The 26,238-nt window shown below is 57.5% G+C and carries 27 protein-coding genes and 1 pseudogene; 4 read left to right on the top strand and 24 right to left on the bottom strand.

Translation table 11 applies throughout. The annotated features are described in order from the left end of the window. Nucleotides 1-24 precede the first annotated feature (24 nt). The 7 genes from J2T60_RS03295 to J2T60_RS03265 are packed head-to-tail and all read right to left on the bottom strand — an operon-like array spanning nucleotide 25 to nucleotide 5,892. Nucleotides 25-624, bottom strand: coding sequence for a hypoxanthine-guanine phosphoribosyltransferase (locus J2T60_RS03295; RefSeq protein ID WP_253445393.1), 600 nt, complete (start codon nucleotides 622-624; stop codon nucleotides 25-27). Beyond that, nucleotides 608-1,747, bottom strand: coding sequence for a mechanosensitive ion channel family protein (locus tag J2T60_RS03290; protein ID WP_253445390.1), 1,140 nt, complete (start codon nucleotides 1,745-1,747; stop codon nucleotides 608-610). The genes J2T60_RS03295 and J2T60_RS03290 overlap by 17 nt, the downstream gene beginning before the upstream one ends. Next, nucleotides 1,747-2,775 (bottom strand): beta-N-acetylhexosaminidase, encoded by a 1,029-nt coding sequence (gene nagZ / locus J2T60_RS03285; RefSeq protein WP_253445387.1) that lies wholly within the window; start codon nucleotides 2,773-2,775, stop codon nucleotides 1,747-1,749. Before nagZ ends, J2T60_RS03290 begins: the two co-directional genes overlap by 1 nt. A 2-nt stretch (nucleotides 2,776-2,777) precedes the next feature. Continuing rightward, nucleotides 2,778-3,257, bottom strand: coding sequence for a L,D-transpeptidase (locus J2T60_RS03280; RefSeq protein WP_253445384.1), 480 nt, complete (start codon nucleotides 3,255-3,257; stop codon nucleotides 2,778-2,780). Next, complete coding sequence (locus tag J2T60_RS03275; protein WP_253445382.1) at nucleotides 3,247-3,753, bottom strand: CYTH domain-containing protein; 507 nt, start codon at nucleotides 3,751-3,753, stop codon at nucleotides 3,247-3,249. The genes J2T60_RS03280 and J2T60_RS03275 overlap by 11 nt, the downstream gene beginning before the upstream one ends. Before the next feature lie 2 nt (nucleotides 3,754-3,755). Then, a complete protein-coding gene (gene rlmD / locus J2T60_RS03270) occupies nucleotides 3,756-5,078 on the bottom strand; it encodes a 23S rRNA (uracil(1939)-C(5))-methyltransferase RlmD (protein WP_253445379.1) in 1,323 nt (440 codons plus the stop codon). Then, the gene (locus J2T60_RS03265) at nucleotides 5,056-5,892 is read right to left on the bottom strand and encodes a 3'-5' exonuclease (protein WP_253445375.1); all 837 of its coding nucleotides are present in this window, start codon (nucleotides 5,890-5,892) and stop codon (nucleotides 5,056-5,058) included. The genes rlmD and J2T60_RS03265 overlap by 23 nt, the downstream gene beginning before the upstream one ends. A gap of 129 nt (nucleotides 5,893-6,021) precedes the next feature. On the opposite strand from J2T60_RS03265, the gene J2T60_RS03260 reads away from it, so the two are divergent. Genes J2T60_RS03260 through J2T60_RS03250 form a run of 3 tightly spaced genes read left to right on the top strand, consistent with a single transcriptional unit; the run spans nucleotide 6,022 to nucleotide 11,786 of the window. Beyond that, the gene (locus tag J2T60_RS03260; RefSeq protein ID WP_253445372.1) at nucleotides 6,022-8,016 is read left to right on the top strand and encodes a TonB-dependent receptor plug domain-containing protein; all 1,995 of its coding nucleotides are present in this window, start codon (nucleotides 6,022-6,024) and stop codon (nucleotides 8,014-8,016) included. Nucleotides 8,017-8,035: 19 nt separating this feature from the next. Next, nucleotides 8,036-9,025 carry an ABC transporter substrate-binding protein gene (locus J2T60_RS03255; RefSeq protein WP_253445370.1) on the top strand — a complete coding sequence of 330 codons (990 nt, stop codon included), beginning with the start codon at nucleotides 8,036-8,038 and terminating at the stop codon, nucleotides 9,023-9,025. A 1-nt stretch (nucleotide 9,026) separates the two neighbouring features. Next, on the top strand, nucleotides 9,027-11,786 hold the full coding sequence (locus J2T60_RS03250) for a response regulator (RefSeq protein WP_253445367.1): 2,760 nt from the start codon (nucleotides 9,027-9,029) through the stop codon (nucleotides 11,784-11,786). A 34-nt stretch (nucleotides 11,787-11,820) separates the two neighbouring features. On the opposite strand, the gene acpS is transcribed toward J2T60_RS03250, so the two are convergent. The 14 genes from acpS to rpoE form a co-directional block, all read right to left on the bottom strand. Next, a complete protein-coding gene (gene acpS, locus J2T60_RS03245) occupies nucleotides 11,821-12,225 on the bottom strand; it encodes a holo-ACP synthase (protein WP_253445364.1) in 405 nt (134 codons plus the stop codon). Nucleotides 12,226-12,230: 5 nt separating this feature from the next. Continuing rightward, nucleotides 12,231-12,968: a pyridoxine 5'-phosphate synthase gene (gene pdxJ / locus J2T60_RS03240; protein WP_253445362.1), complete on the bottom strand. Its 738-nt coding sequence runs from the start codon at nucleotides 12,966-12,968 to the stop codon at nucleotides 12,231-12,233. Nucleotides 12,969-12,979: 11 nt separating this feature from the next. Then, the gene (recO, locus tag J2T60_RS03235; protein WP_253445359.1) at nucleotides 12,980-13,786 is read right to left on the bottom strand and encodes a DNA repair protein RecO; all 807 of its coding nucleotides are present in this window, start codon (nucleotides 13,784-13,786) and stop codon (nucleotides 12,980-12,982) included. Then, on the bottom strand, nucleotides 13,783-14,682 hold the full coding sequence (gene era, locus J2T60_RS03230; protein WP_253445356.1) for a GTPase Era: 900 nt from the start codon (nucleotides 14,680-14,682) through the stop codon (nucleotides 13,783-13,785). Before era ends, recO begins: the two co-directional genes overlap by 4 nt. Then, nucleotides 14,672-15,331, bottom strand: a complete 660-nt coding sequence (gene rnc / locus J2T60_RS03225; RefSeq protein WP_301288301.1) for a ribonuclease III — start codon at nucleotides 15,329-15,331, stop codon at nucleotides 14,672-14,674. The genes era and rnc overlap by 11 nt, the downstream gene beginning before the upstream one ends. 18 nt (nucleotides 15,332-15,349) lie before the next feature. Continuing rightward, nucleotides 15,350-15,718: a DUF4845 domain-containing protein gene (locus tag J2T60_RS03220; protein ID WP_253445353.1), complete on the bottom strand. Its 369-nt coding sequence runs from the start codon at nucleotides 15,716-15,718 to the stop codon at nucleotides 15,350-15,352. 35 nt (nucleotides 15,719-15,753) lie between these two features. Beyond that, the gene (gene lepB / locus J2T60_RS03215) at nucleotides 15,754-16,545 is read right to left on the bottom strand and encodes a signal peptidase I (RefSeq protein ID WP_253445351.1); all 792 of its coding nucleotides are present in this window, start codon (nucleotides 16,543-16,545) and stop codon (nucleotides 15,754-15,756) included. A gap of 104 nt (nucleotides 16,546-16,649) precedes the next feature. Continuing rightward, on the bottom strand, nucleotides 16,650-18,443 hold the full coding sequence (gene lepA / locus J2T60_RS03210) for a translation elongation factor 4 (RefSeq protein WP_253445348.1): 1,794 nt from the start codon (nucleotides 18,441-18,443) through the stop codon (nucleotides 16,650-16,652). A gap of 269 nt (nucleotides 18,444-18,712) precedes the next feature. Beyond that, nucleotides 18,713-18,958 (bottom strand): glutaredoxin family protein, encoded by a 246-nt coding sequence (locus tag J2T60_RS03205; RefSeq protein ID WP_253445345.1) that lies wholly within the window; start codon nucleotides 18,956-18,958, stop codon nucleotides 18,713-18,715. Next, nucleotides 18,948-20,153 carry a S1C family serine protease gene (locus J2T60_RS03200; protein WP_253445342.1) on the bottom strand — a complete coding sequence of 402 codons (1,206 nt, stop codon included), beginning with the start codon at nucleotides 20,151-20,153 and terminating at the stop codon, nucleotides 18,948-18,950. Before J2T60_RS03200 ends, J2T60_RS03205 begins: the two co-directional genes overlap by 11 nt. Before the next feature lie 72 nt (nucleotides 20,154-20,225). Continuing rightward, nucleotides 20,226-20,693, bottom strand: a complete 468-nt coding sequence (locus tag J2T60_RS03195; RefSeq protein WP_253445338.1) for a SoxR reducing system RseC family protein — start codon at nucleotides 20,691-20,693, stop codon at nucleotides 20,226-20,228. Beyond that, a complete protein-coding gene (locus J2T60_RS03190; RefSeq protein ID WP_253445335.1) occupies nucleotides 20,690-21,703 on the bottom strand; it encodes a MucB/RseB family sigma factor regulatory protein in 1,014 nt (337 codons plus the stop codon). Before J2T60_RS03190 ends, J2T60_RS03195 begins: the two co-directional genes overlap by 4 nt. Continuing rightward, nucleotides 21,700-22,311 (bottom strand): sigma-E factor negative regulatory protein, encoded by a 612-nt coding sequence (locus J2T60_RS03185; RefSeq protein WP_253445332.1) that lies wholly within the window; start codon nucleotides 22,309-22,311, stop codon nucleotides 21,700-21,702. Before J2T60_RS03185 ends, J2T60_RS03190 begins: the two co-directional genes overlap by 4 nt. A gap of 14 nt (nucleotides 22,312-22,325) precedes the next feature. Continuing rightward, the gene (gene rpoE, locus J2T60_RS03180; protein ID WP_253445329.1) at nucleotides 22,326-22,898 is read right to left on the bottom strand and encodes an RNA polymerase sigma factor RpoE; all 573 of its coding nucleotides are present in this window, start codon (nucleotides 22,896-22,898) and stop codon (nucleotides 22,326-22,328) included. Between the two features lie 204 nt (nucleotides 22,899-23,102). On the opposite strand from rpoE, the gene nadB reads away from it, so the two are divergent. Then, nucleotides 23,103-24,842: an L-aspartate oxidase gene (gene nadB / locus J2T60_RS03175; protein WP_253445325.1), complete on the top strand. Its 1,740-nt coding sequence runs from the start codon at nucleotides 23,103-23,105 to the stop codon at nucleotides 24,840-24,842. Here nadB and J2T60_RS13380 read toward each other — a convergent pair. From J2T60_RS13380 to J2T60_RS03160, 3 genes and pseudogenes are all read right to left on the bottom strand, one after another. Continuing rightward, nucleotides 24,816-25,196: pseudogene (locus J2T60_RS13380) on the bottom strand (hypothetical protein); the annotation flags it as partial. The gene nadB and the pseudogene J2T60_RS13380 overlap by 27 nt on opposite strands. Then, nucleotides 25,159-25,416 carry an FAD assembly factor SdhE gene (locus tag J2T60_RS03165; RefSeq protein WP_253445319.1) on the bottom strand — a complete coding sequence of 86 codons (258 nt, stop codon included), beginning with the start codon at nucleotides 25,414-25,416 and terminating at the stop codon, nucleotides 25,159-25,161. The gene J2T60_RS03165 and the pseudogene J2T60_RS13380, both read right to left, overlap by 38 nt. Further along, a complete protein-coding gene (locus J2T60_RS03160; protein ID WP_301288300.1) occupies nucleotides 25,416-26,198 on the bottom strand; it encodes a succinate dehydrogenase iron-sulfur subunit in 783 nt (260 codons plus the stop codon). Before J2T60_RS03160 ends, J2T60_RS03165 begins: the two co-directional genes overlap by 1 nt. Between the last annotated feature and the right edge of the window lie 40 nt (nucleotides 26,199-26,238).

The raw sequence follows: 26,238 nt of genomic DNA, 5'->3' as shown, positions 1-26,238 counted from the left end.
GAGAATCCCGTTGTTATCCAATGATCAGATTGCGTAGATACCAGGCAGCTGACGATGGTATTCATACAGATCCATGCCGCAGCCAAATACGTAGCGGTCGGGCACTTTCAACCCCACATAATCAGCCTCCATGGCCGGTGGCTGCTTACCCTGCTTTTTCACCAGCACCGCCGTACCCACCTGCTCCGCACCGTGCTCACGACAGTAGTCCACCAGCGCCTTCAAAGTCAGACCTTCGTCCAGGATATCGTCAATCAGCAAAATGTGGCGGCCCTTCAGTGGCACTCGAGGTTCCGCCATCCAGCGAAGCTGCCCCCCTTCGGTCCCGCCTCCATAACGGGTGGCGTGGATCGTCTCCAGTTGCAATGAAAACAGCAGCCGGGGCAAAAGCTGTCCTGCTGGTATCAGTCCGCCCAGCAATACCGGCATTACCAACGGCTCCGTGCCCGACCAGTCCCGGTTAATCGCCTGGGCCATGGAATCAAAAGCCGCCTGGACAGTGGCTCCATCATGAATGAGTTCTGCGGTCTCCGGCAGAGGCCTCCAGGCCTCTGCCGGGCCCTGTCGAACCGATTTCCCATTCTCGCTTGAAGGCAGCGACTTGGGCTCATCTGCCTGGCTCATCAGCCCCTCCTGCTTCAGTGGCCGCCCCTTGTGTCACCAATCCCTCAGGCACATGCAAGGTGCGTGTGGGGTAGGCGATTTCCGCGCCATGCTTTTCAATAATCTGCCCCACCTTCAACAGCACATCTTCCTTAACGGAATGGAATTCCGTCCAGACCTTGGTTTCGGTGAAACAGTAGATGAAGAAGTCCAGGGAGGAGTCTGCATAGGTATTGAAGTACACCATCAGTGTCCTTTGCTTGGTGATCTCCTCATGGTCATGAAGCATTTGCCTCACATCTTTAAGAATCCCTTCAATCTTGTCAAAGTCATCGTAACGAACACCCACTGTTTCGAAAATACGCCGGTGAAACATCCGTGATGGGTTCTCTAGAGATATCTGATTGAATACCGCGTTGGGCACATACAGGGGACGCAGATCAAAGGTCCGGATCACCGTTCGACGCCAGCCGATTTCCTCTACGGTGCCTTCAATTTCCCGATCCGGTGAGCGCACCCAGTCACCGACGGAAAATGGCCGCTCCATATAAATGGTCAACCCGCCAAAGAAGTTGGACAGCAGGTCCTGGGCGGCAAAGCCAATAGCCAAACCACCAATCCCCCCCGCGGCCAGCAAACTAGTGAGACTGAAACCCAGCGTCTGCAGGGTGACCAGGGCCGCCGTCACCAGAATGGTGATACGAACCAGCTTACTCACTGCATCCACAGTGGTCTGGTCCACCGCTTCCCCTTCTTGGTACCACTGATTGACCAGGTTGATCTCGATCCGACGGACCATGCGGATCAGGGCCCAGGCCACGATCGCAATCAGGGCTACGTTGCGGGCATCCGCAACCGGCTCGAAAATACCGGCGCGAATATCCTCGCCGATCAAGCCGATGGCGATGCTCAGCCCGATCACCCAGATGGCAAAGCGGGCTGGCCGCCGACAACCCAGGGCAAAGGCATCATCCCAGACCCGGTGGGTTTCCAGGGCCTTTCTCTCGAGCCGAACAAAAATCTGGCGAACCACCAGATCCGCCAACGCGGTCACAAAGATGACCACACCAATCTGAACCATGGTGATCCAGTCCAGCGGCATCACCTCATTGATTATCTCGAGTACGTCACCGGCTTCCTCCATCAGGCCTCTCCTTTGCTGAGTTGGGCCACCTTCCGGCGGGCGGCTTCCCAATCAATGGCAATATTGGGCGTGGCCGTTTGACGGGCCTTGCTCCGAAGACGCGCCAGGCGATGCCGCGTAGCCGGGGGGGTATCACCACCCACCGCCTGGATCACTTCCACCGCCGCCGCCCGGTCATTACAAACCGGGATGAGATCACAACCGGCCTCCAGGGCCATCCGGGCCCGCTCGGCGGGCGTTCCCAACACAATAGCAGCTGCCATGCACAAATCATCCGCCACCACGGCACCGGCAAAACCCAATTGGGTTCGCAAAATATCCTGAATCCATGGACGGGAAAAACTGGCCGGCCGGGAATCCACTGCCGAGTAAACCACATGGGCCATCATCACCGATGGCAGGTCCATGCGAATCAAACGGGCAAAGGGTTGCATATCCCATTCACGCAAATCATCCAGTGAACGGCTTTCCTCCGGGCAATCCACATGGGAATCCAGCACCACCCCCCCATGGCCGGGAAAATGCTTGGCGGTAGCAGACATGCCACCGGCCCGCATGCCGGTCACCAGGGCCCTGGCAAGACGAAATACCGTCTCTGGATCATCGTGGAAAGCCCGATCACCGATCACCGCACTGGCGCCGAAGTCCAGATCCACCACCGGGGCAAAACTCAGATCCAGATCATGAGCCCGCAATTCGCTCGCCATGACCCAGCCACAGAGCTCGGCCAGCTGCAGACCCTGGGATGGATCCGCATCAAATGCCTCCCCCAAACGAGCCATGGGGGGCAGGCGGGTAAATCCCTGGTGAAAGCGTTGCACCCGCCCTCCTTCCTGGTCTACCGCAATCAAAAGGGGAGTTTCCCGACTGGCTCGAATGGCGCTAGTCAGCCGGGACAGCTGCCCCGGTGAGTCATAGTTACGGCTAAAGAGAATCACCCCGCCCACGGCCGGATGAGCCAGCAGCTCCGATTCCTCGCGACTGAGGCTGGTCCCTTCCAGATCCATCATCACCGGGCCTGCAACCATGTTTATTCCTTTATCAGGACTTCTGTGCCCACCGACACTTGCTCGAAAAGGGCTATCACCGCATGGTTGCGCATGCGAATGCAACCGGCAGACAAGGGCTTACCCATGGGAAAAGCATCCGGGCAACCATGGATATAGATATATCGGCGCATGGTGTCCACATCGCCCAGACGGTTCTTGCCAGGCTCCAGGCCCGAAAGCCAGAGAATACGGGTGAGAATCCAATCCCGCTCGGGCTGGGCTCGGAACAGGGCCTCGTCACAGATTTCGCCCGTGGGGCGCCGGCCCACAAAGACCGTGCCCACAGCCTGTCCATCCCCAATGCGGGCGCGAATGACATGACGCCCGCGGGGCGTACAGCCGCTGCCATGGCCCTCGCCCGGACCATTTTTTGCCGTGGACACGGGCCACTGGTCTTGCCGCCGCCCTTCCGGTGTGTACAGGGTCAAACGCTGGCAGCTGATATCCACTTCAATCCGCATCCTCACCCGCCTTTTCCGCCGACGACCACTGACAATAGGGCCGCTGGGCCAGCGCCACATTAAAATAGCGCGGCAGGTGGGTCACTTCCGGCCCGAGCCAGGCCGGGGCTTCCACTGGCTGATCCTCGCGGTCCAGTTCCAGCTCCGCCACCACCAGACCGGCATTGTCACTGTGGAACTCATCAATCTCAAAAACCTGTCCCCGATAATCCACCCAATGCCGTGTCTTTTCAATCAAGGGTCCCTGGCAGAGGGTCTCCAGCATCTCCCGGGCTTCCGATGCAGGGATGGGGTATTCGTATTCCTGACGGCTGCTGCCCAGCTCCAGGCTCTTGATATTCAGCTCCCCTTGATCACCCTTGAGCCGCACCCGTACCGAGGCCCGCCCACTGCGGTGGTCACTCAGATAACCTTGCCTGAACGGCTGGCTTCGCAGCACTTGTTCTCGCCAGCGCTCATCAATAAGGAGATACTTTCGCTCAATCTCTCGCGGCATGGTTATCGCTCGAACACAGCCATAGCCTCGGCATGGCCGGTATGGGGAAACATGTCCATGATGCCGGCGGCACGCAAGGTAAATCCTTCCTCGTGAACCAACTGGCCCGCATCCCGGGCCAGGGTGGCCGGATGGCAGGAAACATAGACGATTCGTTCCACGCCCATGCGTCCGAGTCTCGGGATCACTTCCCGGGCGCCGCTGCGTGGAGGATCCAGCACCGCCAGGCGATAGTCCCGCCGGGCCCAGGCCTGATCGGACACGTCCTCGAAGAGATTGGCCACATGAAAATCTACCACCTCGCCCAAGCCATTGCGGATGGCATTATCCCGGCCTCGTCCCACCAAACCGGCTTCGCCTTCCACAGCGGTTACCCGAGCGCCCTGGCGGGCAATGGGCAGAGCAAAATTGCCCAGCCCCGAGAACAGATCCAGCACCGAGTCTCCTTCTCCCGCGTCCAACCAGGCCAGGGCCTGATCAATCATGCTTCGGTTGATATCCCGGTTAATCTGGATGAAATCCGTGGGCAAAAAACGAATTTCCACATCATGGGCCGGCAGCCGATAGCTAAGCGGCGGGGCTTGATCGCTCAGGGCATGGACGGTATCCGGTCCTTTGGGCTGCAAATAGATCCAGAACCCGCTCTCCTGCTCAAAGCGAGACAGGTGCAATAGGTCTTCGTCACTCAGTGGATCCAGATGGCGCAGAACCAGGGCCGTGTCCTCATCGCCGGCCGCCACTTCAATCTGGGGCAGGCGGGCGCGCACCGACAACTGGCCAACCAACCGGGAAAGGGCCTCAAGCCGCTCGCCCACCTGGGGCACCAATACCTCACAGCGGGTCATGTCCGTCACATAGGGCGTTCGTCGTTCACGAAAGCCCACCAGCACCCGCCCCTTCTTGGGTACGTCCTTGACCCCGAGCCGGGCTCGGCGACGATAGCCCCAGGCCGGGCCGCTCAGAGTGGGAATCCGTTCTTCCGGCTGGACCTGGCCGAGTCGCTCAAGCTGCTCTAGCAGGCTGTCCGCCTTGATCCGGCGCTGTGCCTCGATGGACAGGTGCTGCAGGGCACAACCACCACATTGGCCAAAAAAACGGCAGCGGGGTTCTACCCGGTCAGGGGACGGCCGCAAAATCTCTTCAGCCACCCCCTCATCCAGATCCCGCCGCTTCTTTTCCCGGCGGGCCACCACCTGCTCACCCGGCAAGGCACCATGGGCGAAAAAGGTCTTGCCACTATCGGCACTGCCCACACCCCGGCCATCATGGGACAGGTCCCGTATATCCAGGGTCAGGCGGATATCAGTCTTCTTCTTGCGTACCACGGGAATCCTTGTCTTGACTGTTGTGCCCTTGCCAGAGGGGGCGCGCCTCCCAGCCGGCCAGAAATTGTTGAAAATGCTCGCCCTCGGCCGTTTCCAGGAAACGGTGAACCCGGGCCTGCTCATCGGCATAGCCCTGGGCATCCAGGCGACCGCGCATCACTTCAAAGCGTAGATACACCAGATAGGTATTCAGGGCATCGGTTTCACAGTAATCTCGCACCGCCTGGATATCACCATCGAGAATGCGGTCCCAGACCAGACTGCCATGCATGCCAAGCTTGCCGGGCAAACCCAGCATCACCGCCACCTCTTCCAGTTTGGCAGTGCCTCGCCCCTGGAAACCGGCCATCACATCCATCAGGTCCAGATGCCGCCAGTGAAAACGGTTGAGATAATTGTTCCAGCGAAAGGCCTGGGCATTGTCACCAGTTTCCCAATAGGCCGGTGCCGGCACCCCGTGCAACAAGGCCCGGTAATGCAGAACCGGCAGATCGAAGCCGGCTCCGTTCCAGGACACCAGATCCGGCTGAAACCGCTCCAGCCCTTCGTAGAAACGAGCGATCATTTCGGCTTCGCCGGCGTCTCGGTCACCCAGGGTCCAGACCCGAAAGCGATCCCCTTGACGCAAGGCGACGGAGATGGCCACCACCCGGTGCAAATGCAGGGGCAGAAAATCCCGTCCCCCGGTTTCCTGGCGCCGCCGATGCAACATGGCCCGCCCGGTATCCTGATCGTCCAGATCGCCCAGATCCAGCAGTCGCCGGCCCGTCTCAGTATCTGGAACGGTCTCAATGTCAAAGGCCAGAACGTTCACATTCCGCTCCTGTTTCAACCAAGCGTGAGTGTACCAGACCCCTGCCGGGGGAAATGGACCTGGAAGGCCCTGAACGGGTATCTTTAGGGCCATGAGAAATAATGACCGTAAACAGACAGGCAGGGCTCGATGACTGCCAGTGTCAGCCACCATTGGACGGCTCTCTCAAGCCCCGTTATCCTGGCCGCCCTGACTGCCTGGACCAACCCTGCTTACGCTGGAAATGAGGATGACGCCCAGGGCTTGTTGACCGAGGACGCCTACCTGGAAAGTCCAGCCCGGGTATTGACCGGTTCCCGCCTTCGGCAGGCTCGGGACGATTCACCCGTTTCCGTGACGGTAATTGACCGGGAAATGATCAAGGCTTCCGGTGCCCGGGAAATTCAGGAGTTACTACGTTATGTACCGGGTGCCGTAGTGAGTTACACCTCCGGGCACTGGTCTTCCGTGGTCATGGGTTTTGGGGCGGAATCCTATTCTCGTCGGCTGGAAGTCCTGGTGGATGGTCGCAGTGTTTACACCCCCAGTTTTGGTGGTGTCCCCTGGCCTTCCCTGCCGTATTCGGTCAGTGACATCGAGCGAATTGAAGTGACCCGTGGCCCCAACACCTCCGCCTTTGGTACCAACGCCTTTCTCGGCACCATCAATATCATTACCCGTGATCCGGCCGATCGCAGCGGTGGCGAGATTGAAGTGCTGGCCGGGGATGATTACGCCCACCGTGCCCAATATCGCCAATTTGGCTCCAGTGACCGCACGGACTGGAGCATTTCCACTGCTCAATGGGGTGATAACGGATTTGATAATCAACGACTGGAGTTTGACGGAAAGAGTCATCGTTTCATCAATACCCAGCTTCGCTACCACACCGGCCCCAACAGCAATTTACATGCCCGGGCGGGTGTCAGCCGGGGCCGACAGGAATGGGGACGTGACCACCCGGCCTTTGAACCGCCGAGGGATCAGTACTGGAAAAATCATTTCGGGCAGTTGAATTGGGAGTATCAGACCGACTCCGGCCAGTTGCTGGAGTTTCGCATCCATCACAGTGAAGAAGACATCGATGAAACTTTTCACACCCGTCCCATCGTGGAACTGGACTTCGCCGAAGTCCCGGTGGACGAGTCACGGGTCAGCAGCCGCAGTGACATTGAGTTCCAGCATACCCTGAGGCTGTCAGAAACCAGCCGCATTTTATGGGGTCTGGGTGCCCGCGAAGATAAAGTGGAGTCACCGCAAGCCTATTTCCCGGATGGCCCCGAAAAGAATCGCTCCGGACGCGTCTTTACCCAGCTTGAATGGCAACCCACACCCGATTACACCATGAACCTGGGGGCCATGTATGAGGATGATCAAATCGTGGATGGAGCCTTTTCTCCCCGACTTGCCCTTAATCGTCACCTGGGGACAAATCACACCCTGCGCTTGTCGGCCAGTCGTGCCACTCGCTCCCCGGTTCTTATCGAGGAACTCGGAGACTGGTCCATCGACATGCCCCTGGCGTATCAACAAGTGGTACTGGCATCAGGGGGGCTGGAACGGGAGACGGTGGATAGCGTCGAGTTGGGCCACCTCTATGAATCGCCGACACATTCCCTGACCATCGATACCCGAATCCATCATGATCATATTCAGGATATGATCATGTATATCTCGTCACCGGTTCCCGAGGACCCTTTTGATGGTGAAGCCGTGGACTTCGCCAACTTGGAAAATGCCAGAATAACCGGCTTGGAAACCTCCTTGGAGTGGCGCCCCATGGAGCGGATACGGCTGAACACCTCTTATGCCTATAAGAAGATTGATAGCCCGGACCAATCAGGAACCATCAATGACAGCGCCCCCCGTCACAGCATGAGCCTGCTGGGACAATATGAATTCAATGACAGGACTAGGATCAGCCTCAGCTACTTCTATTATAGTGAGTATCAACTCATGAATCTCGGCGCCCGAGTGAACCACACCCGGAGGGCGGATATGCGTATCGCCCACACCATGGGAAGTGATGACAACGCCCCTCGACTGGCACTGGTGATCCAGAGTCTAAGCGGTGATTACCGAGATACCTGGCCACGCAATCGATTCCACCGAAGGATCTTTGGGGAAATTCGCATACCATTCTGAACTAAGCGGTAAGACGGATATGAATCAGGGAAGAACAACAAACGGACAAGGGCAGGAAGCCATTACTGGTCCGCCCTTCGTCGCCTGGTTTACGGGACTGGTTTCTCTGGTCTGCCTGATCATGCCCCTCGCCCATGCAGAGGATGATGCTCGCCTTATCCATCTTATGCTCAGCAGCGAAGGCGGACATTACCGAGCCTTTGAATCAGGATTCATTGAGGCAGCAGATGAGTCACTGCTTGAGAGGCTGCGCGTCCACACCGGCACACAAAATTTTCCTGATCCAGAATCAAAAGGCGATAATGCTTACTGGGTTGCCGTGGGCATGAAGGCCTTACACTGGAATCTGAGCGAACATGAAGAAGCGATACTCGCCACCATGGTACCGGCCCTCAGCCTGAATCGGCTTTTGGAGGCTCATCCGGACCGTCATATCTCAGGACTATATATCGATCAGCCACCACTTAGGCATCTGCATTTGATCAGCCAGGTACTGCCAGAGGCCACAAGGGTAGGTATCATCACGGCCCCGGATGAATCCGCTCTACGAGCCATGTTTGATGAAGAAGCTGAAAAAAGTGATCTTCTGTTAATTCATCACCAAGCCAGTGACCGAGATTCTCTCATCACATCGGTCCGCACCTTCTCTAGGGAAGCAGATGTCCTGTTGCTTCCCCCCTCCCATATCACCCAGGACGCCAGAAATCTAAGGGCACTGCTATTGCAAAGTTTCCGTGGCAATCTGCCTGTTTTCTCCTATTCTCCAGGTCTGGTATCTGCTGGTAGTCTGATGGCGGCTCATACAATACCCCGGCGGTTGGGTGAAGAAACCGCTGAGAAACTGATGGCTCTGAGAGGTAGTACGGGCCAAGATTGGCCAGACCCAGTCTATCCTGCTCATTTCGAGATAAGCACAAACCGGGAAGTGGGCCGGTCCCTTAATGTTCGCATTCCCCCACGGGAGACGCTATTTCAATCCCTGCAAGAACTGGACTCACCGGACCATTAAGATGCTGCGATTAAGAAATCAAATTCTACTGATAGCACTGTTACCGGCCGCCCTGCTGACATTGACCATCGGCAGCTATCTGCTGGCCACCCGTATTGCGGACATGCGTGAATCCCAGCAAGAGTACGGCGAAAATATTGTCCGGCATCTGGCACCGGCCAGTGAGTATGCAGTTTTCTCCGGCAACCAGCAGGCCCTGGATCGACTCAGCCAAAACCTGGTAGCCGAACCTTCCGTAAGCCAACTCAGGATTCTGGATGCAGATGGCGTGGTTATCAGCGAAGCCTTGTCTGATGCCCAGACAGACAGCAGCAGTCTGTTCAGTCGACTATACCCGGTGGCCGAGGAAGACCTGCAATTCTCCGCTCCCATTGAAATAGGTGATGAGCCCGGCGGCGAATTCGAATCTCTCTTTGCCGATCAACCGGGTGAGGGTCTACCCGGTGATGAACGAATCATCGGCCAAGTAGAGTTACAGCTTTCACCCCTGCCCCTCATGGAACGGCAAACCGAAGTACTTGGCCGCGGCCTGGTGATGATCCTCGGCGGTCTTTTCATCGTATGGCTGATGGCCGTCCAGGCCGGACTGAAAATGGTACGTCCCCTTAATCAGGTCGTGGATGCTATCACCCGCTTTCGCCAGGGTGAGCAGGACGCTCGCGTTCCGCTCAATAGTCGGGGTGAAGCCGGCCTGCTGGAAAAAGGCTTTAATGAATTGGCTGATGAAGTTCAGACTGCCCACCAATACCTGGAATCCCAGGTTGAAAAAGCCACGGCGGAACTACGAGAAACACTAGAGGCAGTTGAGATCAAGAATGTAGAATTAGATCTGGCGCGTAAACGCGCGGAAGCTTCCAATCAGATTAAATCCGAATTTCTGGCTAATATCAGCCATGAAATCCGGACCCCAATGAATGCCATCTTTGGCTATACCCAGTTATTGGGTCGCACCCAACTAAAAGCTAATCAGAAAGAATACCTGGGCACTATACAACGATCAGCTGAATCCTTACTCGCCTTACTGGAAGACGTGCTAAATCTTTCCCGCATCGAAGCTGGACGGGTTGAAGTAGAAGAGACCATCTGTCAACCGGCCGAGCTAATTGAAGACACCATGGCCATGATGGCGCCTGGCATTTTTCACAAGGGCCTGGAGTTAATCTGGGCCCCGCTCCACCGGCTCCCCGCGGAAATTCTAGTCGACAAGGTCAAGCTCCGCCAAATCCTGAGCAACCTCTTGTCCAACGCCGCAAAATTCACGGATGAGGGTTATGTAAAGGTCAATGCCCAGTTGGAAATTAACCAGGATAGCCATAGCTGGCTTATCATTGATGTCATTGATACAGGCATCGGTATACATAAGGACGACACTTGGAAGCTTTTCCAGGCTTTTTCTCAATTGGATAGTTCCTCCGCCCGCCGTCACCAGGGGGCCGGACTGGGTCTTGTCATCTGCGAGCAACTTACCAAATTGCTGGGAGGCCAAATCAACGTAGAGAGTGAGCCTGGCTTGGGCAGCCACTTTACCATTCAACTTCCGGTCAAAGTGCTTACCCCGGAACGGGGGCTTCCCTTGGCTAATCACAGTCTGGTTTTATTCTCTCCTGAAAGGGAGATGGCCGAAGCCCTCTCCCGCCGCCTGCGGGCCTGGGGCGCTGAAGTCAACCATATTGATGAAGAACAAAAGATACGGGCAGCCGGGACCGGTGGAAATCTGATTATCATTGAGATTAGTCAGGGCATGTTGGAACAGGGGGAGCGATTGGAAAGCATTCAGGCCCAACTACCCAACGACGCTCGCGTTCTGGTACTGATCAGCAGTCTGGATCGGGATATCCTTCAGCGAATTGAGAGTTGGCTTCATCAGCCTGCTCTGCCGAGAACCATATCCAGCAAACAGCTGCTGGAGACCTTGCATGAGTACTTAAACGAACCTCAATCCCTAACGCCCACGAGTGTGCGACACGCAACTCAACAGAGCTTATTCGGGCTGAATGTAATGGTGGTGGAAGATAATCGCATCAATCGCCACCTGACACGAGAATTCCTGGAAGTAGCCGGGGCCGTGGTAAGAACCGCTGTTGACGGACCCGATGCTCTGGAGCAATTGAACAACTGGAAACCTGATCTGATCCTGATGGATATTCAATTGCCGAGCATGGATGGTCTTGAAACCACCCTGGCTCTTCGGGAGCGCTACGGCTTCTCCAACACACCGGTATTGGCACTGACGGCCAGTGCCGGCGAAGGTGAGCGAAAACGCTGTCAGAAGGCCGGCTTGGACGATGTCCTGGTCAAACCGGTGCCGGCAGAAACCTTGGTGGAGCGTATCCGACGAGCCTTGCGCCTGAGACGCCCCAGTCATTTCGCCAACGGCAGCAGCACGGATCAGAGTCCGAGTCATGGCGGAAAGGTGTCCAACTCCCCCCCACAACCCATGGGACGGGAAAACGGTGGTAACCTAAAACCGGAGATTGCTGCCATGGTCCTGGATGACCTACCCAAGCAAAGTGACAAGGCTCGACAGTATCTGTCATCGGAGGATTGGGACCATCTGGACGCGGAAGTACACCGGATGCGAGGTACTGCCGCCTTCTGTGGTTTTAATGCGCTCGCAGAGTGTTGCGAAAGCATTCGTGCTTGCATCGACCAAGGCAGCGATCCAGTCAGCCTCTCCCGGAAAATTCAACAAATGCAGAAAGAAGTTGATGCCGTTTTAAAGGATATCCAGTATCAGCTCGAATCAGGCAGGGACCGTTAGTCATAATTCCCGGCCGAAAGGGTTTACCAGCATTTTATCCAAAGGTTTCGGTACGCCGCATCATCACAGCAAAGGCCACGATCAGGCCGGCTTCATCGGTGAGGCTGATCTCGGCCTGTCCCGCACCACGTTCCTCTCTAAGCGCTTCCGCCTTGTCCGAGAATATGGGGTAAGGCTTGCCCGACCCCGCCTGGCAGCAGCCAACATCCCTTAACCACATCCCCTGCCGAAACCCCGTACCCAAGGCCTTGACCAGGGCTTCCTTGGCGGAGAAGCGCATGGCCAGATAGCGTACCTTCCGCTTGCTGCGCTCAAACTCTTCACGCTCGGCATCCATCAGGAGATGGTCAACAAAACGTTCACCCCAACGCTTGTAGGCCCGTTCAATCCGGGCTACCTCAACCAGATCGGTCCCCACCCCGTACAATGGTGTATCCATGGCAATCATGCCAACTCCCTGCCCTCAAGCATCAGGGCCTTGATGTCGCGAACCGCTTGGGGCAGGCCCACCATCACCGCCCGGGCAATAATGGCATGTCCAATATTGAGCTCGCTGATGGGAGGAATCGCCGCCACCTGGGCGGTGTTGTGATAATGCAGACCGTGGCCCGCATGCACCAGAAGACCGGCCTGAGCGGCCCGTTCCGCGCCCGCGCGGATTCGAGTCAAGGCCTTTGCCTGGTCATGGCCCCGGGCCTCGGCATAGTCTCCGGTATGCAATTCCACCACGGCGGCACCACAGTCCGCAGCAGCCTGGATCTGCTCGGGATCCGGATCGATGAACAAGGAAACCCGAATGCCGGCGTCAGAGAGGCGCTGGACTGCCTGGGTCACCGATTTCTGCTGCCCACGGACGTCCAATCCCCCTTCCGTGGTCAACTCCTCCCGTTTCTCCGGCACCAGGCAGCAAGCAAAAGGTTTATGGGCACAGGCAATGCTTAGCATTTCAGGCGTGATAGCCATTTCCAGGTTCACGCGGGTTTCAATGCTCTCCATCATCCGGCTTACATCTCGATCCTGGATATGGCGACGGTCTTCACGCAGATGAATGGTAATTCCATCCGCGCCATTCTGCTCAGCGAGCATGGCCGCCTGAACCGGGTCCGGATAGACCGTACCCCTGGCTTGGCGCAAAGTCGCCACATGGTCCACATTGACGCCTAAATCAATCCACTGCCGCATCCTATTCTCCTTCAAGACTCATTCTCCCCCGACCGCCCCTGCCTCCGGCGCAAATCCCTCAGAACTCGGGCGGTTTTCAGAGGCCGCCCTCCAAGATGGGGGCTCAGCGCGGCCGCCAACAGCCTTCGGATATCCGGTAACACCGAAGGATCCGACCAATCATCATGCATCAAGGCCAGCAGGGCACGCCCTGACACCCCCCGTTCCTGGTCCCGGTTATGGGCGTCGGCCAGGGAATAGGCCCCCGCCTGGGCATCGAAACGATACCGACCCTCGGCCCGAATCGGACTGCCATCAACACAATTGTCATCCAGAGGCAAACCATACCCCAGACACTCCAAGGCTTCACGCTCAAATCGACGCAGGATAACCGCGGTAAGGGAAGCCTCATTCCGGGATCCTAAAGCCCCTTCATCGGAATTATCCTCGGCATGCCGGGAAAGCGCCGACAGGGCACTTGAATAGGTATCGTAAAGCACCGGGTGTGGATCATGACGTCCGGCCAAACGTAGAATAAGTTCATTGAGATAGAAGGCCGAGAGCAATCGCTCGCCACTCAAATTGAGCGCTTGGCCATCACTTTCCACGGCCGTCAGGGTTCCCATTTCGCCCCCCAGCCGCCAGGACAGGCGCAGGGGTCGGAAGGCCTGGAGCAAGGCACGTTGGCGGGCCCGGGGCCGTCTTGCCCCCCGGGCCACCAGGGCCAGGCGGCCGGCCTCACGGGTAAATACATCCACAATTAGACTGGAATCGCGATAAGCTCGCTGATGCAAGACATAGCCGGCCTCCAATTCGGGCCGGTCCACCGGAGGGCTCATTCCCCGCCGATCCCCATGCTACCCAAGAGGCGGGGATCATCCGGCCAGCCGGCCCGGACCTTGACCCATAGATCCAGGTGAACCCGGCAATCCCAAAGCGACTCGAGTTCCTTTCGAGCGGCGGTGCCGATGGCCTTCAAAACCTGACCGCCCTTGCCGATGACAATACCCTTTTGGCCGTCACGCTCAATCCAGATAATCGCTTCCAGACGGCGCAAGCGACCTTCCCGCTTAAAGCTTTGAATCTGCACGGCCAAGGCGTAAGGCACTTCCTGGTGCACACGAAGCATGAGTTTTTCCCGGATCACCTCCGCGGCCACCATCTGCGGGCTTTGATCGCTATGCTGGTCAGCCGGAAAGAAGGCTGGGGACTCCGGGAGAAAAACCGAAAGCTCATCCATTAAAGGCTCAAGATTCTCCTTCTTGAGGGCAGACAGGGGCACCACAAAATGAAAATCCGCCGCCTGTGTCAATTCTTCCATGAAGGGTAATAATTCCTTGCGATCATCCAGGCGATCCACCTTGTTAATCACCAGGCCCACGGGTACCGACAGCTTTTTCAGGCCTTTCAGAATAGCCTGATCTTCTTCATTCCATTGCCCTGCCTGTATCAGAAACAGCACCACATCCGCATCACGCGCCGCATCCTGGGCCGTACGGTTCATATCCCGATTCATACGGCGAGGGGTATCACTGTGAATACCGGGGGTATCTACAAAGACAAACTGACGGTCTCCCCGGGTACTCACCCCCATGATCCGATGTCTGGTGGTCTGAGGCTTGGCCGTGACAATACTGACTTTCTCCCCAACCAGGGCATTCACGAGGGTCGACTTGCCCACATTGGGACGACCCACAACCCCAACCAGGCCGGCGTAACGCACTTCATTGCTCATGATCGAGCCGCTCCAATATGCCGGTAGCCGCAGCCTGTTCCGCCTTTCGACGGCTCTGTCCACGTCCACGGGCTTTCAAATCAGTATCCGGGACATGACAAGCCACCTGGAAAGACTGATCATGTTCCTTTCCGGTGATGCCGATGACCTCGTAAACAGGAAGTTGGTAACCCTGCCCTTGCAGCCGTTCCTGCAAACGAGTCTTGGGGTCCTTGAGTTGTTGCGGTGGCGGCAAGCGGGAAAGGCGATCCGCATACAAACGATGAATCAAGGACCGGGCTGCCTGGAAGCCGCCATCCAGGTAGACCGCCCCCATCACTGCTTCCAATGAATCCGCCAGAATGGATGCACGGCGGAAACCACCACTCTTGAGTTCTCCACCGCCAAGATACAATTGCTGGCCGAGCTCAAGCTCGCCGGCAATCTCGGCGAGTGTATCCCGGTTGACCAGGCTCGCTCTCAGACGGCTGAGATCGCCCTCTTCCACATCCGGAAACTTTTCATAAAGCTGCTCTGAAATGCACAGACCAAGTACCGAGTCCCCCAGAAACTCCAGGCGCTCATTATTTTGCCGACCCATGCTTCGATGGGTTAATGCCATTTCCAACAGAGCAGGGTCGGAGAAGCGATAAGACAGCTTTTCGCCCAAAGAAGCAGATATCAACGTTTATTGCCCCCGGAAAGCTTGCTGCTTTTCGAAACTGACCACTAAATCAATATTGGCGAGATAGGGAACCCGATGCTCATATTCCAATGTAAGGTAACGACGGCCATCAATTTCTTCAATCTGGAAATCATCCACATCGACCGCACGCACATCATTGACCTGCATCTGCCGCCGGAGGGCACGATTCACGGCCCGGGTATCCTGATAATCCACATCGCTAGCCACACTTTGCATAATCGAATTCAGGCTAAACGATTGGATATAGACCGGAACAAGCCGCACACCGGCCATGGCAATCAATCCGCCCACCATAAAGGCAAGTACCCAACCCAGGGCAGTCAAGCCTTGCTGTCGTTTTCTCAAACGCATAAAACTTCCCCTCTATGAAGAAGAATCCAGTCAGTCTAGCGAATCACCTGACCAACCCGCCCCCACTGCGGAGCTGCGCCAAAGGCTTCCCAACTCAGCCAAATCACCATGGCCCGCCCTCTCAGATGATCCTCTGGAACAAATCCCCAATGACGTCCGTCAAGGCTATTATCCCGATTATCCCCCAACATGAGATATTCCCCCTCCGGTACTCGAATACCCTGCTCCAACTCCTGACTGGGCATACCGGACGCCCTCGGACTCACCAAGATCTCGTAGTCCTGCGCCCCCAGGGTTTCCTCCATGAGAATGCTTCCGTCAAGAACACGATCCCGTCGACGGTCCACTTCTCTGGGCTCGTACTCCCCCATAACCTGCTGATTAACCGCTTCCCCATTAATGTAGAGGGTATTATTCCGGTAGGCCACATGGTCCCCTGGCACCCCGATAACCCGCTTGATGTAATCCTTGGATGGGTTTGGGGGATAGCGAAATACCGCCACTTCCCCCCGCTCCGGCTGGCCCAGATCCAGAATCTTGGTTTCCAGTACCGGCAGACGCAGCCCATAGGCAAATTTGTTGACCAGGATAAAATCGCCTACCACCAGGGTGGGCATCATGGAGGCAGAAGGAATCCGGAAGGGCTCGGCTATGAATGAACGGAGCACGAGAACAATCAGCAGAACAGGGAAAAAGGCACGGCACCACTCCACCACAGTGGGCTCGTCAGCATCGTCACTCCGTAGGCGAATCAGCCATAGGCGATCCAGTGCCCATACCAGGCCCGTCACCAAGGTCGCAATAACCAGTATCAGTGCAAGATTCATGGCAGTCTCGAGCTCTAAGGCTCTCTCTCCCCTAGTTTATTCATGATGATTCCATCAGCCATCACTCACAAGCACATGCTTATTATCGCTCTGGCTAGACATCGTTACTTCTTGTCAACCTGAAGCACGGCAAGGAATGCTTCCTGGGGAATTTCCACTTTCCCCAACTGCTTCATCCGTTTTTTACCTTCCTTTTGCTTCTCAAGCAACTTGCGCTTCCGGCTCACATCCCCACCATAGCACTTGGCAGTCACATTCTTTCTCAATGCCTTCACTGTGGTTCGAGCAATAATATGGTTACCAATGGCCGCCTGGATCGCAACATCAAACATCTGCCTGGGAATGATTTCCTTCATCCGCTCACAAAGGTCGCGGCCACGATGATAGGACTGGTCCTTGTGGACGATGGTGGACAAGGCATCAACCCGGTCGCCATTAATGAGCACATCCAGCTTAACCAATTGGGAGGATTGGAAACGGTCAAAATCATACTCGAATGAGGCAAAGCCCTTACTGGAAGATTTAAGGCGATCAAAGAAATCCATCACCACTTCACTCATGGGCAGCTCGTAGGTGAGCTGCACCTGCTTGCCGTGATACATCATCTTCTTTTGATTACCCCGTTTCTCCTCGCACAAGGTAATCACGGGGCCCACAAAATCCTGGGGCACCAGGATATTGGCCACGATTATGGGCTCTCGAATCTCATCAATGAGATTCAACTCCGGCAAGCGGGAAGGATTGTCCACCTTCTTGACCTCACCATCAGTGGTGAGCACTTCATAGATAACCGTCGGCGCCGTGGTGATCAGATCAAGCTTGTATTCCCGCTCCAGGCGCTCCTGAATAATCTCCATATGGAGCATGCCGAGGAAGCCGCAGCGGAACCCAAAGCCCAGGGCATCCGACACTTCCGGCTCGTAATACATGGCTGAATCATTCAGGCGCAGCTTGGACAGGGCATCCCGAAAATCCTCATAGTCACTGCTGTCCACGGGAAAGAGGCCCGCGAAGACCCGGGGCTTGACCTCCTGAAAGCCCGGCAAGCGCTGATCGCAGGGCCGGTTATCCAGGGTCAGGGTGTCACCCACCGGCGCGCCATCAATTTCCTTGATGCCGGAAATGACATAACCCACTTCGCCTGTGTCCAAAAACGGACGGGGGGTTTTTTTGGGCGTGAAGCTGCCCACTTCCGAGACCAGATGCGCCTTGCCGGTGGCCATCACGCGAATCTTGTCATTTTTGTTTAATCGACCATCCACGATCCGTACCAGGGAAACCACCCCTACGTAATTGTCAAACCAGCTATCAATAATCAGGGCCTTGAGGGGGGCCTCCGGATCGCCCTGGGGTGGCGGTACCTTCTGAACCAGTTGCTCCAGAATCTCGTCCACATTCTTGCCGGTCTTGGCACTTACCGAAATAGCCTCATCCGTCTCGATGCCAATAATATCCTCTATCTCTTCCTTTACCCGCTCAGGTTCCGCCGCCGGCAGGTCAATCTTGTTGAGCACGGGAATCACTTCCAGGCCCTGTTCGATGGCGGTGTAACAATTCGCCACGCTCTGGGCCTCAACCCCTTGCGCCGCATCCACCACCAGCAAGGCTCCCTCACAGGCAAACAGGGATCGGGAGACCTCATAGGAGAAGTCCACGTGGCCGGGGGTATCGATGAAATTGAGCTCGTAGGTTTGGCCATCCCGAGCGGTGTAATTGAGAGTCACGCTCTGAGCCTTGATGGTAATGCCCCGCTCTCGCTCCAGATCCATGGAGTCCAGAACCTGCTCGTTCATCTCCCGGTCCGTCAGACCACCGCAGACCTGAATGAAACGGTCGGCCAGGGTGGACTTCCCGTGATCGATATGGGCGATGATGGAAAAATTGCGGATATGCTTCATTGAGGACCCGAAGGCGGTTTTGTGGCCGAATAAGCTCGAACGGACAGCGTCCCTGCCCGCCGCCACCACGAATACGAATGATTCCCCGTCCAAATCCCCTCCACGACAGTGGACCTGATCCGGCCCGTCGGGGGAGATCGGCGAAGGCCGATACCTGGGATGCCGCCCATCCGGAAGCCCGGATTTCGGCATCAACGCGAAGCCATTGATTATACCCGCCTTGGGAAGGAACTGCGAAGTAAGACGAACCCGGCCGTGCGGGCGGTGACTTAGGACCGGAGCAGCAACGGAGCCAGGCGATCCGGATTCAAGCGACCGAAGCACAGCTCCTCGCCTTCATGGACCAGCACCGGAATCCGTTCCCCATAGCGGGCCACCAGCGACCGGTCCTCGGCGATATTCACCACCCGGACGCGCACTCTGCTGCCATAGCGCTTGTGTAACTCGCTCAGCATCTCGTCGCAAAGACCGCAGCCTTCCCGGGAATACAGTGTCAGTTCCACGCTATCGCTCATTTTCCAATACTCTGATTGCCACAAAAAAGCGCTGGTCCTCGCGTTCCACCAGCAGGGGTGCAGAGCGGGTGCTCGGCCGGGTCAAGTCGAAGGGGTGATCCACACTCCGGCTACCTTGGCGCAGAATCCGGTCCCCGACGCTAAGGCGACTATCCGGCTCATCCAGCGCTACCACTTCCACCCCACCCTCAACATGACGCCGCGCTTCCATGGCCAGCCAGTCTATCTGCCGATTGGTGCGACTGAAGGGCTCGGCTTCCAGAAACAATCCTTCCACTTCCCCGTCTCGACCTTCCCGGACCAGGGCAATGATTTCCCCTGCCAGAGGTTTAAGCAAACGATGGCGCAGATACCCTTGCGGGCCATCGACCACCTTCTGCCCGCTCAATTGATCCCCGGGCTGAATTCCGGCCCGCTCCGCCGGGGAATCCGGAATCACCCGGGATACCACCAGAGCACCGCCCCCTGCCACCAGGCCCACGCCCAGATACCCCGCTTCTCCACCATTGGCCTCCAGCCCCGACACGTATCGCCGCACCACCCAGGCCGGGATGGCAAATGCCAAGCCGGCTTGTCCCTCACCACGGCCCACCACTTGCGTATTAATGCCCACAACCCGGCCGTTACCATCGAGCAAGGGCCCGCCGGATCCGCCAGGATTCAGAGACATGTCTATTTGAAGATAGGGAATGCTGGGCTCGGCAGTGAAGTAGCGTCCCTCGGCTGCCAGGTGCCCGCTGGTGAGCGAAGCTGCAAGGCCAAAGGGACTTCCCACGGCCCATACCGGCTCACCAACCCTTGCAGTCTGCTCACGAAAGCGCAAGCCTCCGGAGGAAGGTCCGGCCTCAACCGTGAGAACGGCCAGATCCAAGCGTTCGTTCCGATCCAGAACCTGAGCCTCCCAGCGTCGGCCATCCTGGGCCTTGAGCTGAACCGTATCCCGTCCGGCCACCACATGGGCATTGCTCACCACCCAGGTCCCTTCATCTGGCCCGTTGCCACGCCCTTCTCCCCGGTAAAAGAAGCCGCTTCCCAGGGTTTCCCCCTCCGAGTCTGCCTGGATTCTGACCACCTCTGCCACTACCTCGGGATAATGCTCACTCAAGTCCAGGCAGTCTGGCTGGGCCAGAACCATCCCAGGGAGCAGGCCGGGTAGCATCAGGAAAGGAGCAAGCAGAACAATTGGTGAGGGCATTGGGGCTGCAGATATTGAGATTTGAGGGAACCGGCCATCAAGATACCCGCTAGCTCGAGTATTGGCCAGTGGCTAGACCGACCGCTTTTGGCAGCCTTCAGGTGGCCCACTCAGGCGACGGAGAATCGCCGGTGCAAAACGCCTATCACGTCCTCCACCGGATAGTAGCGCCCGGCCCGGCAGCAGGCCCAGAGCCAAACCAAGCAGAGCCAACAGCACGACCCAGCCTTCGGCCAGCCCCAGAAACACCTGAGCCAGGGTAGCCCCAAGCAATAATCCAAACAGGGGAGGAAGATAGACCAACAATGCTGCGATAAAAAGATCGCGTTCATCCAGACCAAGCTCAACCCAGCTGCCAGAGGGGTGATTGTCAGGGTTGGCGGCTTCCACCCGGTTCAGGCGATCCCCCAGCCAGCGGCCCAACAACCCACCGCCGCAACCCCGACCTTCGGCACAACGGGGACAATCCAGGCGGCTACGGGCTTCAATCCAGGCTCGCCCGGCCTGAGTGCGCACAATTCGTCCCTGCTCTCGGATCAATGAGCGGAATCTCCATCCGGCAGGCGTTCGGGAGCCGATTCAAAAGAACGTGCGATGGCACTGACAGTGGCTTCCGGAACTTCACCCACCACCGTCAATTGATGGCGATCCAGATGCCGACCAAAGGCATGGACAGTACCCATTCGGGATTCCCCTTCAAAGCCATCCCCCGCTTCAGACGCCGGCTCTAGAAAGACCGAAACCTGGGCCAGTCCATCCGAAACAATGAAGTGATAAAGCCGCCCATCTCCAGACCGTGGCTTTTCGCGGACCGATATCAATTCAAAACCGGCCGGCAACTCGCCCAGTTCCCAGTCATGATCCGGTGCTTGCCGTTCGGGTGCTTTGGGCCGGGAGTACTTGGCCCGGCGAGTGGCAAACTCTTCCCCCTCCGCGTCCAGAACCGGATTCAAGTGCTCATCCTCAATATCGCCTCGAAAGCGAATCTGGGTGAACATGACCTTCTGAATAACGGCGCCTTCTGGGTCCACCATGTCACTACGCAGCGGCATGCCGTTTTCTTCATCGATCCAAAAACGGAATCCATAGCGGAACTGATCATTGGGACGAACACCTACAACCTTGGTGTCTCGACCGGCAACCCGGTCATGTCCCAAGGCGACTAGGGAATAAAAGTCTCCTTCCATCTCCCCAAGCTTTCGTCCCAGGTGTGCATGAAAACGAGCGGCCGACTGGCGAAGATCCACCTCCCCCCCACTATCCCGGGAATGAATACATTTGACCGTATCATCATCGCGAATCAATTCCCGCAAACTACCCGTCAGACTCATCAGGCGCTCCCGGGAATCCTCCTCACCACCCCGGTGAGCCACCTCCAGGGTTTCTACTTCGCCATCCTGGACCTGGATAAAAGTCCCCTGATAGCTCAACTGGGCGACGGCCTCTCCCATCCGGTTCAATCTATCTTCAAGCGGTACGGCAAACGCCCCGTGATGGGCCGTCAGACCCAGACCGAGAATCAGAAAACCAGGCAGGGACAATCCCTTCATTGATCCCGACTCCGCTGAATTCGCTCCGGTTCGTCTTCCATGCCAGCCTCACTGTCCGCTTCCTCCGCATCCAGGCGCTGAACGCCGGCAGCGTGGTCGGTATGGTTAAGGCGATAATGATTGAGACGCTGCCAGGATTCCGCCTGGTCAATCTCCAGGGACCGACCGGCAGCGGCCGGTGAGATACGGGCCGGGCTGGACCAGGGACTGGATTCTACTCCCGCCGCCGGCACCACTTCCACCGATTCCGGGTCGTCGGCAAACTGCCCTCCCTGCATACCCACCAAGGCGACTGTCGCCACACCCGCAGCCACAGCCACGCCGGCCACTGGCTTGAGCCATTCTTGCCACCAAGATGACGGGACCGGTTTTCCAGGCTCTTCGGCGATGGCCTCCATCACGCCCTCAGTAAAGCTCTGATCCACCACGGCGATATCCTCGCCGGCATGATCCGTGACATTCAGTAACTGGGCACAGCGCTGATAGCGGTCCCAAACCTCTTTCAGCGAGTTATCCCGCTCGAAACGGCGGACCAGCAGTTTGGCCTCCCCCTCGTCCAGCTCACCATCGACCAGTGCCGAAAGCTGCTCACGAAGCTTGTCAGTCATTCCCCTAACTCCTGTCACAACAACGGGCGAAGCCGTTCTGTAATGGCTTCTCGGGCCCTGAAAATCCGCGATCGAACCGTTCCAACGGGACAATCCATGGCCTCGGCGATTTCCTCATAGGTCATGCCTTCCAGCTCTCGAAGCACAATCGCGGTTCTCAGATCCTCCGGCAAGGCGGCGATGGCATCTTCCACCGTCCCTCGAATCTCATCCGTCAGCACCATGCCTTCGGGTGTATCGACATGCTTTAGACGCGACTGAATCTCGAATTGTTCCGGATCCTGGAGATCCACATCCTGATCCACGGGGCGTCGACGTTCGGCCACTAGATGATTCTTCGCCGTATTGATGGCAATCCGGTACAGCCAGGTATAGAAGGCACTGTCACCCCGGAAATTGGGCAGGGCCCGGTAGGCCTTGATGAAGGCCTCCTGAGCCACGTCCAGGGCGTCAGCCTGATCCCGCACATAGCGCGAGATCAGTTTTACAATCTTGTGCTGGTATTTTCGAACCAGAACGTCATAGGCAGCACGGTCTCCCTGCTGCACACGTTCCACCAGCAATTGGTCGGTTTTCCTATTGCCCATCCGGGGCCAATCCTCTCGCTGAGGCGGCGCTCCCTCACCCCGTCTGTGCCCTGTGACCAATGCGGGGGCAGGGAGTTCGCCAATAAAACCATTTTTTGCCGAGACGGGGGCCAAACCAATGCCCCCATCAGCGATTATTCTTTGTCGTTTCAGCAGTCGGGCCAGTAAACTGTGCGGCCATTGTAACAGAGCTCGGGAGTGGCCATGGCTGGGCAATCCGCGTCGATTCGGCGATCCTATGACGCCATTATTCTGGGTACCGGCGCGGCCGGTCTCGCCGCTGCACTCAGTCTGCCACGGGATTGGCATGTGGCACTGGTTTCCAAGGGACCGGTGGACGCCGGCAGCACGGCCTGGGCCCAGGGGGGCATGTCGGCCGCCATCGATGCCGGCGACAGTATTGAATCCCATGTCAATGACACCCTGGAAACGGGCGCCGGCCTGGGACAAGCCGACGTGGTGGAGTACATTGCCCGCCAGGCACCGAAAATTGCCTGCTGGTTGTCCGAACTCGGCGTCCCTTTCACCCGGGATGCGGACAATCACTACCACCTGACCCAGGAGGGAGGGCACCGTCACCGACGTGTGCTGCATGTGGCCGACGCCACCGGGCGGGCCATCCAGGACACCCTTCAGCAGGCAGTCAATCAGCGACCCCACACCCACTGGTTGACCCGGCGAACCGCTGTTGATCTGATCACCAGCCGGCGTCAGGGACTGGCTGGCGACAATCGAGTACTGGGTGTTTATGCCCTCAATGATGAAAGCCGACAAGTGGAGACTCTATCCGCTCCCCGGGTCATGCTGGCCACCGGAGGTGCCAACAAGGTATATCTCTACACCAGCAATCCCGACGGCACCACCGGTGATGGTATCGCCATGGCCTGGCGCGTGGGCTGCCGAGTGGCCAATATGGAATTCATGCAATTCCACCCCACTTGCCTGTTTCATCCCCGGGCCCGCTCATTCCTGATCAGCGAGGCCCTGCGAGGCGAAGGGGCGATATTACGCTTGCCCAACGGCGAGCGTTTCATGCATCGCTTTCATCCTCAGGCGGAACTAGCCCCCCGTGACGTGGTAGCCCGGGCCATTGACCATGAGATGAAGCGGCTGGGCCTGGAGCATGTCTGGCTGGACATCAGCCACGAACCAGCCCAACGGGTCCGGCAACAGTTCCCCACCATAGACCAGCGCCTGCAAGCCCTGGGGATTGACCTGACCTGCGAGCCCATCCCCGTGGTTCCGGCGGCACATTACACCTGTGGCGGAGTGATCACGGATCTGGCCGGACGAACTGATTTACCCGGTCTCTACGCGGCCGGCGAAACCGCACACACGGGCTTACACGGTGCCAATCGCATGGCCAGCAATTCCCTATTGGAATGCCTGATCATGGGCCGGACGGCCGCCCGGGACATGGCCAATACCTCCTTGCCGGAACCACCGAAGCAGCTGCGCGACTGGGATGAAAGCCAGGTCACCGATTCCGACGAGGAAATCGTGGTTCGCCACAACTGGCTGGAACTGCGCCGCTTCATGTGGGATTACGTGGGCATCGTCAGAAGCCGTAAACGATTGCGACGAGCAGCCGCGCGCACTGCCCTGCTCCGATCAGAGATTCAGGAGTACTATGCCGATTTCCGGGTAAATGCCGATCTGCTGGAATTGCGTAATCTGGCGGAAGTCGCCGAACTGGTCATCCGCTGCGCCCAAGCCCGCCGGGAGAGCCGCGGTCTGCATTACAACCTGGATTATCCCCATACCCTGCCCGCGGATCAGGCCCGGGACACCATCCTAGTCCCGAACAACTGGCCGGGTCGGGCCCAGGCGCCCCAATGGTCCCTGGCGCCGGATAGAACCGTACCGCAGCCAGACCCGCAGGCGACGGAAGTCCCGGGCATTGCCATTGTCGGCGGAGACAAGCAGCCAGCGAAGGACCCATGATCCGGCGGGTCGCAGCCTCAGCACAGCCCGCCCTGGAGAGAGCCAGACCACATTCACGAGATGGTGCACTCGCCCTTCATCCACGGCATGCAGCGGATGCAGAACCACTTCTCCCTGTGCATTGAGCGTCACGCAATCGGCATCCTGATCCAATTGCGGAAAGCCCCACAGCAGGAGATGACGGCGAAGCGCCAGGGCATTGAGAAAAAGCAGCAGAAAAGCCCAGCCATGGCCCAGATTGGTCTGAAGGATGGCCACGGCCAGAACAAGATGTATCAAAAGGAATACCAACAGCCCGGTAGCTGAACTGCTCAACTCAACCGTTATTCGATTCCCGAATCCGTGATACCACATGGGCAAGATCCTTCTCGCCGGGTTGAGAGCGCCCTGTCAGCCAGTCCCATAACTCTGGATCCTGACAATCCAGCAAACGGGCAAAGGCCGCACGCTCCGATTGGGGAGCCTGCGGCCATTGCTCATCCAGATAGCGCGAGAGCATGACATCCAGTTCCTTCATGCCCCGCCGACAGAACCAGCGCAGGCGAGACAGCTCTCGCGGATCGCCGGCCTCCATCAGTGCTTGCGCTCGGCCAGCAATTTCTTGGTTTCCACAATGGCTTTGGCTGGATTAAGTCCCTTGGGGCAGGCCATGGTGCAGTTCATGATGGTATGGCAGCGATAGATCTTGAAGGGATCTTCCAGATCATCCAGACGTTCGCCGGTAGCTTCGTCACGGCTGTCCACAATCCAGCGATAGGCCTGAAGCAGAACCGCCGGACCCAGGTAGCGATCCCCATTCCACCAATAGCTGGGGCAGGAGGTCTGGCAACAGGCACACAGGATGCACTCGTAAAGACCATCCAGCTTGGCCCGGTCTTCCTTGGATTGCAGGCGCTCCTGATTGGGCGGCGCCGGGGTATCGGTCTTGAGCCAAGGCTCCACGGAGGCCAGCTGGGCATAGAAGTGGGTCATGTCTGTGACCAGATCCTTGACCACATCCATATGCGGCAGGGGGTAGATCTTCACATCCCCTTTCACTTCATCACAGGCCTTGGTACAGGCCAGGGTATTTACCCCGTCAATATTCATGGCACAAGAGCCGCAAATTCCTTCCCGGCAGGAACGCCGGAAAGTCAGGCTGGGATCCATCTCATTCTTGATCTTGATGATGGCGTCCAGAACCATGGGACCGCATTCGTCCATGTTCACTTCATAGGTATCCATGGTGGGATTGCCCCCACCATCGGGATCATAGCGATATACATGGAACCGCTTGATATCGCCATCGGCATTGTCCGCCGTATGGGTTTCACCCTTCTTGATACGCGAATTTTTGGGCAGCCGGAACTCAGCCATGTCATGCCTCTCCGATTACAGGCGCCGGTCAAACCGGCGC

The organism is Natronospira proteinivora, assembly GCF_024170465.1.
Lineage (GTDB): Bacteria > Pseudomonadota > Gammaproteobacteria > Natronospirales > Natronospiraceae > Natronospira > Natronospira proteinivora.
This window is presented reverse-complemented; position numbering and strand designations above follow the sequence as displayed.